Origin of the sequence: Granulicella paludicola, from assembly GCF_025685545.1 — a bacterium.
Taxonomy (GTDB): Bacteria; Acidobacteriota; Terriglobia; order Terriglobales; family Acidobacteriaceae; genus Granulicella; species Granulicella paludicola.
In genome coordinates this window covers 99,536-112,473 of record NZ_JAGSYC010000022.1, presented here as the reverse complement: position 1 = coordinate 112,473, position 12,938 = coordinate 99,536, and the positions used below count along the sequence as shown (strand labels likewise).

The window sequence follows — 12,938 nt, the reverse complement described above, 5'->3', positions numbered from 1 at the left end:
AAGGTTGGGGTTGATTACGATTTCTTGCTGCCGAGACGGCTTTCGGTACCCTGGACGAGACGGGAGAGATTTGCGCTGTGCCGCCAGATGCACACGATCGAGATGATGCTGACACATGGCAGCAGCGCCGGGCAGCGCGATGGGATCAGGAGGACTGTGAAGACCGGGATCGAAGCGGCAGCGAGGATCGAGCCCAGCGAGACGTACCGGGAAACTGCCACCGTAAGAATGAAGAGTCCCAGCGCGCAGAGAGCCACCAGAGGTACCAGCGCAAGAAAGACTCCAAGGGCGGTAGCGATGCCTTTGCCGCCTTTGAAACGGAGCCAGACGGGGAAGATGTTCGCCAACACACAGACGACAGCGGCCATTGCTGCGAGGGTGCTCATCGTGACGGAGATGCCGGATTCATAGTGGCGAGAGACGAGCAGCGCCAAATACACGGCGGTGTAGCCCTTGAGCGCGTCGAGGGCGAGCGTGAGGATCGCGAGGCCCTTTTTGCCAGAACGGGCGACGTTGGTGGCGCCGATGTTGCCCGAGCCTGTGGCGCGGATGTCCTGGTGTAAGAAGACGCGTACCAGGATGTAGCCAAAAGGAATGGAGCCAAGGAGATAGGCGAGAGCGAGGGTGAGAAGAGTGTGCGGCATAAAGTTCCAGTGGAAGTGTAGCAAGTCTGTGCTGGACGGTTATTGCAGGCTGCGACGAAGCATCTCCAGCGCGTGCTGTGTGGACCATAGTCGAATGCGCTCACGGTCCCCGTTGATCTGGAACTGACGGACCTGCGTGTCTTCTCCATCGGCAAGACCGATGTAGACGAGGCCTACCGGTTTGCCCGCGTCCGCTCCTCCGGGAACCGACGGGCCAGCGATGCCGGTGATACTGAGCCCGAGAGTTGCGCCTGTACGCTGCCGGATGCCTTCGGCCATCGCGCGGGCTACAGGATCGCTGATAGCGCCGTAGTGCGCGATAAGGGCAGCGTCCACGTTAGCGAAGGTCGTCTTGCTGACATCGGAGTAGGTGATGGCCCCGCCAAGGAAGACGCGCGAACTGTTGGGGATGGCGGTAAGACGTTCGCCGAGCCAGCCACCGGTGCAGCTCTCTGCGATGGCAAGCGTCTGATTGCGCAGGCCAAGCATCAACATCACGACCTCTTCCAGAGACTCGCCTTCGGCTGAGAAGATGTCATCGCCCATCTCGTGCGCGATAAGGTCGGCGAGAGCATCGACGCGGGCGTTTGCTGCTTCGAGCGAGGGCTTGGAGCAGACGAAGTGCAGCTGAATCTCGGCGTGCCCGGCGAGGATCGTGGTTTCCACGTCGGTGAACTGCGTATAGATGGGTGCGCAGCGAGCATCGACGGTGGACTCTGGGATGAGCGCCATACGGAGCATCCGCCGCGCGAGGTGGAACGCAGGCAGCGCGGCCGAGAGACGAGGCCGGCACTCTGTATCGAAGAGGGGCTTGAGCTCTTTGGGTGGCCCGGGCAGAAGAATGATGATTTTGCGGAAGGGGCCGTCCGGTGTCGCGAAGACGGTGTCGATGTACTGGCCTGGCGCGCTGCCATTGGCATTGGGCAGCAGGTGTGCGCCTTCGAGCACGTCGGCCTGCTTGAGGTTGTTGGGCGGCAGCGGAATGCGGCGGGCGGCGAAGCGCTCACGAAGCTTGTTCACAACGCTGGGATCACGGTGTAGCTGGACCTGCAGTACCTCTGCCAGGCATTCGCGGGTGAGATCGTCTTCGGTGGGCCCGAGACCGCCGGATAGAAGAACGATGTCCACGCGCAACAAAGCAAGGCGGATGGCGGAGACGAGGTGACGGCGATTGTCGCCGACGATGGTCTTGAACGCGACGGAGACGCCGAGGTCATTGAGGCCTGCGGTGAGGTAGAGCGAGTTAGTGTCCTGACGATGCGGGGTAAGCATCTCGGAGCCGATGGCGATGATTTCAGCGATCATGCAGTTTCGATGATAGCGGGTGAAGTGGTGTGACGATCATTTCTGTTTACCAAAGCGTCGGTAGGTAGGTGTTGCGGCGGAGAGTAATGACTCCATCTGCACCTCGCTGGTCGGTCGATTGATGCGGTCGAGGTCGCGTTCATAACGGGCCATGGTGATGCCGATCTGACCATGGACCCGAGCGGCCATCTCGGCGAGGAGGTCGCGGCCTTGCAGTGCAGCGTCGATGCAGCGCTGTTGCAGCAGGGCTGAGTCCGAGCGCGCAGCGGCTTCAAGGTCAGACTCGGCTGTGGCTATGTCGTGCCGGACTTGCTGGATCAACTCGGCAGTTCGGGCGAGTTCGGCTTCGATCGCTTCTGCCGATGTGTGACCAGTGATGGGGTCGAATCCGTTCAGCATGCGCTGCAGCACAGCAGCGTCTTCGCGGAGGTACGCGTCGTTCGCCTGGGCCATTAGACGCGTGCGCCGATAGGCGTCGTGCGCGTCAATGGCGAAATCAGGGTGGATTCGCTTGGCTAATTCGCGGAAGAGGGCTTTCAGGTCGAGGACTGGGGCTGAGCTGGTGGGTTCAAGAGAGCCGGGTTCGGGGAAATAGGGCGCGGGCGGGGCAGGGTAGTGTTTGACGTGGAGTTCAGCGAGCTTTTCCTCCCACTCGTCCAGCTGCCGATAGAGTGTGCCGACCTGGCGGAGATAGCGGCCTTCGAAGCTGGCGAGCTGATCGCGAAGGTCTCCGAGAGCGAGTTCGCGCGCCGTAAGCGTTAAGCGCAGTGCTGCGAGATGCGCACGGAGCCGGTCGAGCTCGGCTTCGGCTGCTGTTGGTTCGCGAAAGATGGCGGCGTTGGCGATAATGCAGCTCCCTGCATAGTTTACCGGGAGGTGAATGAAGGCCGTGACCTGTGAGTATACTGAGGCCATCGCGCCACAATTTTTGATGTTCAATTCTTGAGTATTTTGAGGATGAAGCCCTATGCGAAGTGCTGTCGGTCGTCGTGTCTCTGCGTTGCTGGTGTTGTCTTTAGGGATGGGCCTAAGTGCGTCGGCCCAGGATAAGCCGGAAGAGAAGCCCGAGGGTGGCGGCGTCCGTCCGCCGATGGCTGCAAAGGCCGGCGACGCCGCGCCGGATTCGATCACGGAAGGCAGCGTAGCAGTGGGCGGGCAGGCAATTGCGTACAAGGCGGTTGCAGGGACGCTCACGGTTGGCGGCAGCGATCCGCAGGATGCGACCATTGGCTTCGATGGCAAACCGCTGCCGGAGTCGGGAGTGAAGCTGGCCGAGAAGGCGGAAGATGCGCCGCCGACGGCACGCATGTTCTACGTGGCCTATTTTAAGAAGGACGCAGCCGCCGAACATCGTCCTCTCACCTTTATCTACAACGGCGGCCCAGGCTCGCCCACGATGTGGCTGCACCTTGGCACCTTTGGGCCGAAGCGGATTGTGACCCCCGACACGCAGCACCAGGAAGGCGCGCCGTACACCATTGTGTCGAACGAATACTCCTTGCTGGATGTCAGCGATGTGGTGTTCATTGATGCACCCGGCACTGGTCTGAGTCGCACCTTCGGTAAGGGCAAGGCTGAGGCTTTCTATGGTGTCGACGGGGATGGGCATGCCTTCGAGCGCTTCATTCGCCGCTTCCTCTCCAAGTACGATCGTTGGAATTCGCCAAAATATATCTTCGGTGAGAGCTACGGCACGCCGCGGTCGGCTGTGCTCGCTGCCGACCTGCGCAGCGTCGATCTCAACGGAGTTATTTTGCTTTCGCAGATTCTCAGCTTCGACAACAGCGTGGATGGACCCACCGCGAACCCCGGGGTCGATCAGGCCTATGCGCTGGCTTTGCCGACGTATGCGGCAACCGCCTGGTTCTATCACAAGCTGCCGACGCAGCCCGGTGCGCTAAAGCCGTTCCTGGCAGAGGTGGAAAAGTTCGCTCTGGGTGAGTACATGACGGCTCTGTTGCAGGGCAGCGAACTGCCTGACGCTCAGAAGCAAGCTGTGGCTGAGAAGCTGCACGGATATACCGGGCTTCCGGTCGCCTACCTGCTAAAAGCCGACCTGCGGGTAACCGGTGGCGAATTCTCTAAGGAGTTGAAGGTCGATGAGGATATGTCGGTGGGGCGTCTCGACACCCGCTATCAAGGCCCAGACATGGATCCGCTGGCTTCGTCGATTGGTTACGATCCGCAAAGCGATGCAATCACCTCGGCCTGGAATACGGCGATCAATGAATACCTGCACAAGGATCTGAAATATGGGTCGCAGGCGACGTATCTACTGAGTGGTCGGCAGGGTGGCAACGACTTTAATTGGAACATGACGCACACGCCGCCGGGTCGCGGCTTCGGTGGTGGTGGCAGTTTTCCGGGCGGGGTGGAGACGGGCGCGAACGTTATGCCAGACCTCGCCTACCGCATGAAGATGAACCCGAAGATGAAGGTGATGCTCGCCGGTGGTTACTACGATCTCGCGACGCCATACTTCGAGGGCATCTACGAGATGCATCACCTGCCTATGCCGAAGTCGCTGCAGTCGAACATCAGCTACCACTATTACGAGGCGGGCCACATGATCTACGTACGGGAGGACATCCTGAAGCAGTTTCACGCAGATGTCGCAGCCTTCATCAAGAGCACGGAGAGCGGAAAGTAAACGCAAAGGCCTACATGCCCAAAATGAAACGCCGAAGAGGGCCTGAGTCAGACAACCTCGGGCTCTCTCCTGTCTGTGAGACTTATACTGAAGTATATGCAAGGTTTTCTGCGATACATTGAGCTGGTCCTTACGGCGGCGGGCTTATTAGTAGTCGCGTCTATCTTCGCACTCTTCCATAATCTCTCTCCATGGAAGGCCGCAGCCATCTGCGCAGTGGCGGTTTCCGTAATCCACGGTGTCATCTTTTACGTGGTCCGTTCAATGCAGCGTAAGACGCGTAAGCAGGAAGTCTTTTCTATCCGCACGATGCTGGATGATCTGGTCGATAACAAACTGGGTGTGCAGCTCTTTCCTCCAGACGGTGAGCCGGAGGACTGGGTTTATAAAGCGCAGCGCGCAGTGTGGGAGATACAGGTACGCCTGAACTATATCGAAGCAGAGAAGATTCAAAGAAATAAGATGAACTAGAGCGATGGCGAGTGTCGTCAAGCTGCTCTGCCATGGTTTGAGGTGTTGACGCTATGCGACTTTGTTTCACAGCAGGGTCGTAAGCCGCTACCTAGTTGTGGCCGCTCTCATAGCTGCAGAGTCAAACAAGGTAGCGTCTTATTCCTAGATGAGCGTCTTGCCTTCGATACCCAGGTCGGCATGAAAAAGCGTTGTATGCCCGGCTAAAGCGACACAACCATCGTCCAGGAAGCAGAGGCCAACGAGGTCGTTGCCGGCGACCATCAACTCCGCCTGCATCTCGCCAGTCGTCTGCGACTTCCAGATGCGAACGATGCCCCTATCCCCTCGTAGCGAAGCCGCCACATAGAGGTTGCCGTCGACATCGAAGGCCATGCCCTGCGGACGCCCCAACCCACTGAAGTACACCTTTGTATTGCCGTCGGGATCGATGGAGTAAATAGGCTGGTTGGAGCTAGTTGTGGGTGCCGTTACAAGTAGATTGCCGTCCGGCGCGAAGCACAGGTGATAAAAGGCGACGGAGGGTTCCAGCGTAGCGAAAACGAAGATTTCGCCCGCAGGAGAGAGTTTGAAGATCGTCCCCGAGCGGTCGCCGACATATAAATTGTGGTTGGCGTCGAAGGCGATCCCGGTGGCAATACCCATGCCCTCAGCGAAGGTGGTCACGCTGCCATCGGGGGTGACGCGGTAGATGGTCCCCTCTGAACGAGAGCTTGCAAACAGCGTCCCCGCGGCGTTAAACGCCAGTGCCGAAACGTTCATCAGGCCGCGCACGAAGGGTGTGATCTGCAGGTCACGCGCGATGCGATAGATGGAGACAGGTACGGTCTCGCCGCGTGGGCCGGAGACCATGGCAAAAAGATTTCCTTCTGCATCGACCACGGGGTTCGAGGTCAGGTGCAACTCCTCCGCCATGGGTACGCCGATGTTGGCGTGCAGAATGTTGGACGAGACCTCGTCGCCGTGCGATCTATAACGCAGAAAAAGATCGGAGGAGATAGCCCCGGCTGGCACGCGGATGCGCGCACGTGTGGGTCGCGCGAGATCGAGCGACGCAGGTGTCTCTCCAAAGAAGGCTTCAGGCAGCACACCATCCTTCACCAGCGATGACCCTGTAACCTCAAAGCTGCCGCCCGGAATAGCCGAGGGCGGCGTAAGGCGGTCGAGATGCGGAATGTCGGCGACAGGATGTAGCAGGTTCGGAAGGTTCAACGGCATAGGTTTAGCGTATGCGTAGCGGCGAAGGGATGCAACGTCTGCGCCTCAACCCGAACGGGTTCAGGTTTGGGGTGGCTCGGTAACAGACGTATCGCGTACCCAACCCTCGTTCTGCAGCGTTAAGCTTTCGATGGCCACGGAAGGACCGTTTGCATCGAGGCTCGGCAGCGCCTCGTATGACGAAGGCCAGCAGCGGTAGACGTGATACGCGTGGACTAGCTGACCGGCCTCGTTGTACAGTTCGATGACGATGTCCTTGCGGAACTCATTCAGTGAGGACTCTGAGCCGAGCCCGGCGCCAAACTTCCAGACGAGGTTCGCCCAGTCTTCAAAAGCAGTGTCCTGTGTCAGCCCGCGCTCGAGCGTGATGGCATCGAAGTTGGAGCGGCCTGGCGACTTACGACTGGTGCTGGGGTCGCCACCTTCTCGGTGTTCTATGACCTCCGTGGTGCGATTGAGTCCTGTGACGCGACAGATGGCTGCGACGTACTTGCCATCCCATTTCACGCGAAACTTGAAGTTTTTGTACAGGTCGAAGCGCTGCGGATTGACAGGGAATTCGGACATGGCGGAAAGCGTACACGCTACGCTTCGGCGTCGCCAGTATTTTTTCCGGAAATTACTGGTCCCTACGCGAGCACCTTCTTCAGACAGTAAAGGCGTGTCGCTCTAATTCTCTGATGGCTTTTCGACGTGGTCGACGATCAGGAAGTCGATCGGTGCGTGATCGGATTTCAACGTGACGCCCAGCTGCTTTTTCAGCGCGTCACGGAAGTTTGAGACGTTGTCAGCAACCGAAGAGTCATCCGGTGTGGAGTCATGCACCCAGCTCAGGGTGAAGTCGTAGAGCCCTGAGAGGCCAGTCTCATCGACCACGGGACGAGGCATAGCAGCAAGCCCCGTCATCGTGGGCAGGGAGGTGGCGAGCAGGGCAAGGGGCACAGCGCGGCCTCCATAATGCTGTCCGGGATCCGCAGACGGTACATGGGCGATCAAACCGCAGAGCGGAGGAAGCGCTCCCACGGAGGAGGTAAAAGCTGCCTTGTGAGGGGTCGCGTCCGCAGTCGGGTCAAGCTTCTCGGATCTGGGAAGCTTGCAGGCATCGGCGGCAGGATGTGGTTGGAGATGGGGGCCCGTGGCACCGGTTTTCACGAGGACAAGAGCAGAAACCGGGGCATCGGCGGAGGTGTAATGGATTACCAGGTGAAAGCGGTCCGCAAGCAGGGCTTGCATCATGAGCCGCATCTGGTCGACGGAGGTATCGGCCGGAGCGCGGGCCGTGATGTCGAAGTAGTCAGATCCGCCGGTGAAGCTGCCCGTTACCCAGAGAGGCGCTCCAGACTTGGGCGCGCCGGAGAACATGTTGAACCGCAGCGCAAGTTCCTGGGTGCCGGAGAGCTTGTAGGCAAACGAGATGTAACGCCAGAGAGCCTGGTGCGTGGCGATGAAGAGGCCTCCGGCAGCACTGCGGGCGTCGTCTGGATTCACCGCACCGTAGACGTTACCAGCGTCCAGAGGGACGTTGTTGTTCTGTGGAGCACCGGGCTTGCTGGGGCGGACCGAAGCCACGTCGAAGGCGATCGGGGCTGATTGAGGAGTGCCTTGCGCCGGAGCGGAGGGGGATGCCAAGATGGCGGACATGCAGGCGAAGGAAAGCAGCAGGCGCTTCATAGGTGATTAGACACCGCGCGACAGGAAGTAGTTCCTTGGTCGAGGACGTGTGGCCGACCCCGAACGGATCGGCCGCCAGCCACACGGCAGTACTACTCGCCCGGCTTGTTGGTGGGTAGTGCTTGCGGCTTCACGTAGGTGTCGAGCCATCGGCCCATCTCCCAAAGCATGTGCTGCAGGCTCTCGTGCGCCCCGTAATGGTGAGGTTCCAACGGCAGGAAGACGAGGCGTACCGTCGCTCCCTGTCCTTTCAGCGCAGCGTAAAAACGCTCGCTTTGGATGGGGAAGGTGCCGGTGTTGTCGTCGGCCTCGCCGTGGATGAGCAGGATCGGTGTCTTGATCTTGTCGGCGAAACTGAAGGGCGACATGTCGTGGTAGACCTCGGTCGCCTGCCAATAGGTACGCTCCTCGTTCTGGAAGCCGTAGGGAGTAAGCGTGCGGTTGTAAGCGCCTGAACGGGCGATGCCTGCCCGGAAGATGTCGGTGTGTGCAAGCAGGTTGGCGGTCATGAAGGCACCGTAGCTATGGCCCATGACTGCGACGCGGCTGCGGTCGACAGTGCCGGTAGCGACTCCAGCTTCAACGCCTGCCTTCGCGCCGTCAACGAGTTGCTCAACGTAGGTATCGTTGGGCTGCTTATCGCCCTCGCCGATGATAGGAATCGCCGCGTTCTCAAGCACGGCATAGCCGATCTGCGTGAAGTAGACGGGCGACCCGCCCCAGCCGAAGGTGGGGAATCGATTCGTCGAGCCAGCTACCTGTGCAGCGGCAGCTCGGGTCTTGAACTCGGCGGGATAGGCCTCCATGAGCGTGGGCAACGGGCCCTGCGACTTGTCATAGCCGTAGGGAAGCCAAAGCGTAGCCGTGAGCTCCAGTCCGTCCGCGCGTTTGTAATGTAGCAGTTGGTGCGAAGGCATATTGATGCCCGCATAGGGTGACGGGAAACTGGTGATCTGAGTTAGAGGCTCGCTGGGAGCAGCCAGCGAAGCGATGAAGTAATTCGGCGACTCTATCTGCGATTCTCGTCGGACAAGGAGCCTGTCGCCTGGCAGCAGGTCGATCGGCTGGATGTAGTAGGGATCGGCGGATCGGAAAAGAATGGTCTCCTTGCCGCCCGCCAGAGGCATCGTTGCGAGGAACGGCTTGTCGCCGGTCGGACTGGCGCCTTCGGAGACGAAGTAGAGCGCGCTGCCGTCTGGCGTGAGCTTCAGAACCGGATGTCCGTTCTCATTCGTAACGGTAAGAGGACGCCCCGGGTTGCGGTAGCGGTCCTGCGAAGAGCCTTGGTAGAGCGTCGTGATCTTGCCTGGGGTGGAGGGATCGAAGGCGAGGATCATCGACTTGCGGTCGGAGAAGCGCGAGACGGTGGCGACGGCGAGGTGGTCATTCCCCCAGGAGATGCTGCGACCGGCACCAAAGCCGCGAGCGAGGCGCAAGGGAGCTTCAAGGATGGTCGTTGGCTCGCCGGTGAAAGGCGCGGGCAGGGCTTTTACGTAGTCTGCGACAGGTGCCTTGGGAGTAGGCAGGCCATCGTTTGCAGCCTCGACCCACACGAGTGTTGCAGGCACATCGGAGCGCCACTGGTAGTCGCGGGGCCCGGGTTCGACAGCATCGCGGGAGATAGGGAGGTTGTCGATAACCGGCGCGTCGTGGAGAACTTTGGCCCCACCGCTCTTGAGGGGCAAGATTTCTGTCTTCAGCGGGAAGCGTTCATACGGCACGGTATAGCTGAACGGGCGATGGTGGATGCCGGCGAGAGCGTAGTGGCCGTTAGGAGACAGGCTGAGACTCGCAATGAGCCCCTTGACCGGCAGGGCATGGACGGGGCCGATCAGGGGGACTTCGGCTAGCTCCGAGCTCGCGTAGTATTCAAAGATATTCTCGTCGTCCGGGGTCGAGAGCATGTCCTCGTATGTCGGCGCGGGCGTCACCTTGCCGAGATTCTCCGAGATGTGAGGGCCGGTGGGTACATCGCTGGTCTTCGGTGCGGATCCGCGGGTAGAAGAGATCGTTTTGCAGACGAGGCCGGAGGAGTTTGGCAACCACACGCAGGGCCGCCCGAGCACGGCGTTCAGCTTCACCAGGCCGACGCGATGAGCGTGCGCCGCGGCCACGTCGATCACCCACAGCTGCAGCTCTGTAGGAGCCCGCTGTACGAAGGCGATGTGCTTCGAATCAGGAGACCAGGAGGCATCGGACGCACGGAGGTTCAGCGGTAGACCGGTAATAGCTTTGGGCGAGCCGGGTGAGGTGGCCTGCAGGCGCAGGCTGATGCTGTCGGCCGTGACGCTGGGACCGGAGTTGCGCGGATTGAAACGAATGCCAGCGAGCCGGTAGCGCGGTTGGGCGACTTCAGCGATCGTGGGGAAGCTCTGCGGCTCTGCAATCAGCAATGTTGCCCCATTGGGCGAAACGGAGGCCGAAGGAGTTGGTGGGGCGTCTAACAGCTGCTCGATAGCAGCGGGCGGTTTCTGATAGCCGATCGCGTTCTGGGCCAGCCCAGATGTTGCAAAGAAAAGCGCTGTGACCATGACGAAAGACGATGCTGCTGCCAGAGACTGTCTGGGGTTCATGCGGATGTGCCTCGCTGGTTTGCTGTATGGGTGCTGAGGAGTAAACGATAACAGGGTCGACGGAGTTTCAAACGGACACTGATCTGGCCGATAGGCGGATGCGGGGGAGTCCCGTTTATCCAATTTAAGCCGGGATGGTGCAACAATAGATGATTATGATCGAGAGCCATATTCCCGAAGCCTTAACGTTCGATGACGTACTGCTGGTACCGGCCTATTCCGAAGTTGTGCCGACCCAGGTAAGCACCCAGATTCAGCTGACCAAACGCATCACCCTGGCGACCCCGCTCATGTCCGCTGCCATGGACACTGTAACCGAATCGCGGCTCGCGATTGCCATTGCCCAGCAGGGCGGACTGGGTGTGGTGCATCGCAATCTCACCATCGAGCAGCAGGCAGGCGAGATCGACAAGGTAAAGCGCTCCGAGAGCGGCATGATCGTTGACCCGGTCACCATCGAGCCTGAGCGTCCCATCTCTGACGCACTCGATGTGATGCGTCGCTTCAAGATCAGCGGTGTGCCGGTAACGACCAAGGGCAAGCTGGTCGGCATTCTGACCAATCGCGATCTGCGTTTCGTCTCGCGTACAGACATTCCTATCGCCGATGTGATGACCAAGAAGAATCTCATCACGGTCCCCGTCGGCACCACGTTGGAGCAGGCCGAAGAGATCCTGCACGAGCACCGCGTCGAGAAATTGCTTGTGGTGAACGATGCCTATGAGTTGAAGGGTCTCATCACCGTCAAGGACATCCAGAAGAAGTTGAAGTATCCGAATGCGAGCAAGGATGCACAGGGACGCCTGCGAGTGGCAGGAGCGATCGGTGCCACAGGCGATTATCTCGAGCGCGCAGCCGAGCTGGTGAAGTTCCGCGTAGATGCCCTCGCCATTGATTCCGCTCACGGCCATTCCGAGCGCGTGCTTGAAGCCGTTCGTGAGGTGAAGAAGGCGTTCCCCGATGTGGACCTCTTCGCTGGCAACGTAGCGACCTACGAGGGTACGAAGGCGCTGATCGAGTCAGGTGCCGATGCGGTGAAGGTAGGCATTGGACCCGGTTCGATCTGCACCACGCGCATGGTCACCGGAGCAGGTATGCCGCAGATCACAGCGATTGCCGAGGCGTACCGCGCTGCCAAGGGAAGTGGTGTTTCGATCATTGCGGACGGTGGCATCAAGTACTCCGGCGACATTACGAAGGCGATGGCTGCGGGCGCAAGCGTCTGCATGATGGGCTCACTCTTTGCCGGTGTCGATGAGAGCCCAGGAGAGACAATCCTCTATCAGGGACGCAGCTTCAAGGCTTACCGCGGCATGGGCTCGCTGAGCGCGATGGCGCAAGGCTCGGGTGAGCGCTACTTCCAAGGCAAGGATGATCTGAACGGCGACGGATCGCGCACCTCAGTGGTGTCGCGTGAAGCCAACAGCGGCAACCGCCTCGCTAAGTTCGTGCCTGAAGGTATCGAGGGCCGCGTGCCGCATCGCGGACCGCTGGAGGCCATGATCTACCAACTTGTTGGCGGCCTCAAATCCGGCATGGGCTACCTCGGTTGCGCAACGATCGAAGAGCTGCAGGAGAAGGCTCGCTTCATCCGCATCTCCGGTGCTGGCCTGCGCGAGAGCCATGTGCACGATGTGGTGATCACCCGTGAGGCTCCGAACTATCACGTTGAGTAGTCGTTCGCAGATAGCTTATCCAGCGAAGCCGCAGCCTAAAACTGCGGCTTCGCTATTGATGCCGGTCGAGGTAGTGTTTCGCGAATGTGCAGATAGGGTTCAGCTTTAGTTGATGCTCGTTTGCCAGCTGCCTTGCCTTCTCGACGAGCTCGCCGCCGAAGCCCTGGCCGCGGAGCGCGTCGGGTACCTCGACATGCCAGATGGAGAGCGTCCCCGCGACGTCAAGCGTGTAGTCCAGCACACCGGTGTGATCATCACGCTCCAGTTCGATTCGGTTCACTCGGAGATCTCCCACGTGTTGAAGAGGTGCTCGTGATGGTCCATGTCCACGCGATCTCCTTTGAAGCGAACGCCTTCCAGTTTGAGCCGAGCTCGCTGCTCGCGCGCTGCTTCGCCGGGAAGCTTGATCTCTCCGCCTGCGCCGAGGACGCGGTGCCAGGGCACGCTATCCGGGGGATCCGTGCGCAGCAATCGTGCCACGGCACGGTGATACTGCGGATACCCAGCCGCTGCCGCGACCTTTCCGTAGGTGCTGACGCTGCCTGCGGGGATGGCCAGGATCATGCGGCGAAAGGCGTGATCGCGCTGCTCCTCCGGTCTGGCACCCTCGCGCAGAATATGGCGCTTTACACGCTGCGCTGACAGCTGATTGAGAGCGAAATCATTGCTGGATGTCGCACGGCCATATCGAGTCACTCTCATCTCCCCACTGGCCTCACCTTGTGGAAAC

At 60.0% G+C, this 12,938-nt stretch carries 12 protein-coding genes; 3 read left to right on the top strand and 9 right to left on the bottom strand.

Annotated elements, in window-relative coordinates; translation table 11 throughout:
• Positions 1–14: 14 nt before the first annotated feature.
• The 3 genes from plsY to OHL14_RS06560 are packed head-to-tail and all read right to left on the bottom strand — an operon-like array spanning position 15 to position 2,864.
• Positions 15–644 carry a glycerol-3-phosphate 1-O-acyltransferase PlsY gene (gene plsY / locus OHL14_RS06570; protein WP_263378533.1) on the bottom strand — a complete coding sequence of 210 codons (630 nt, stop codon included), beginning with the start codon at positions 642–644 and terminating at the stop codon, positions 15–17.
• 39 nt (positions 645–683) lie between these two features.
• A complete protein-coding gene (locus OHL14_RS06565) occupies positions 684–1,949 on the bottom strand; it encodes a competence/damage-inducible protein A (RefSeq protein ID WP_263378532.1) in 1,266 nt (421 codons plus the stop codon).
• A 36-nt stretch (positions 1,950–1,985) separates the two neighbouring features.
• Positions 1,986–2,864, bottom strand: a complete 879-nt coding sequence (locus OHL14_RS06560; protein ID WP_263378531.1) for a hypothetical protein — start codon at positions 2,862–2,864, stop codon at positions 1,986–1,988.
• A gap of 52 nt (positions 2,865–2,916) precedes the next feature.
• Here OHL14_RS06560 and OHL14_RS06555 point away from each other — a divergent pair, with 52 nt between their 5' ends.
• Entirely contained in the window at positions 2,917–4,599 is a 1,683-nt protein-coding gene (locus OHL14_RS06555) for a S10 family peptidase (RefSeq protein ID WP_263378530.1), read from the top strand.
• Positions 4,600–4,695: 96 nt separating this feature from the next.
• Positions 4,696–5,070, top strand: a complete 375-nt coding sequence (locus tag OHL14_RS06550; RefSeq protein WP_263378529.1) for a hypothetical protein — start codon at positions 4,696–4,698, stop codon at positions 5,068–5,070.
• 144 nt (positions 5,071–5,214) lie between these two features.
• Here OHL14_RS06550 and OHL14_RS06545 read toward each other — a convergent pair whose 3' ends face one another.
• The 4 genes from OHL14_RS06545 to OHL14_RS06530 all read right to left on the bottom strand — a co-directional run bounded on the left by OHL14_RS06545 (position 5,215) and on the right by OHL14_RS06530 (position 10,490).
• Positions 5,215–6,288 carry an SMP-30/gluconolactonase/LRE family protein gene (locus tag OHL14_RS06545; RefSeq protein ID WP_263378528.1) on the bottom strand — a complete coding sequence of 358 codons (1,074 nt, stop codon included), beginning with the start codon at positions 6,286–6,288 and terminating at the stop codon, positions 5,215–5,217.
• Between the two features lie 60 nt (positions 6,289–6,348).
• Positions 6,349–6,855 carry a phage tail protein gene (locus OHL14_RS06540; RefSeq protein WP_263378527.1) on the bottom strand — a complete coding sequence of 169 codons (507 nt, stop codon included), beginning with the start codon at positions 6,853–6,855 and terminating at the stop codon, positions 6,349–6,351.
• Between the two features lie 102 nt (positions 6,856–6,957).
• A complete protein-coding gene (locus OHL14_RS06535) occupies positions 6,958–7,959 on the bottom strand; it encodes a TIGR03435 family protein (protein WP_263378525.1) in 1,002 nt (333 codons plus the stop codon).
• 92 nt (positions 7,960–8,051) lie between these two features.
• Positions 8,052–10,490, bottom strand: coding sequence for a S9 family peptidase (locus OHL14_RS06530; protein WP_263378524.1), 2,439 nt, complete (start codon positions 10,488–10,490; stop codon positions 8,052–8,054).
• A gap of 197 nt (positions 10,491–10,687) precedes the next feature.
• Between OHL14_RS06530 and guaB the strand changes: the two genes are divergently transcribed.
• Positions 10,688–12,208 (top strand): IMP dehydrogenase, encoded by a 1,521-nt coding sequence (gene guaB, locus OHL14_RS06525; RefSeq protein WP_263378688.1) that lies wholly within the window; start codon positions 10,688–10,690, stop codon positions 12,206–12,208.
• A gap of 52 nt (positions 12,209–12,260) precedes the next feature.
• Here the strand turns inward: guaB and OHL14_RS06520 are convergent, their stop codons facing one another.
• Together OHL14_RS06520 and OHL14_RS06515 are read right to left on the bottom strand one after the other, a co-directional pair.
• Entirely contained in the window at positions 12,261–12,488 is a 228-nt protein-coding gene (locus tag OHL14_RS06520) for a GNAT family N-acetyltransferase (RefSeq protein ID WP_263378523.1), read from the bottom strand.
• Complete coding sequence (locus OHL14_RS06515) at positions 12,485–12,910, bottom strand: MGMT family protein (protein ID WP_263378522.1); 426 nt, start codon at positions 12,908–12,910, stop codon at positions 12,485–12,487. The genes OHL14_RS06520 and OHL14_RS06515 overlap by 4 nt, the downstream gene beginning before the upstream one ends.
• Positions 12,911–12,938 lie beyond the last annotated feature (28 nt).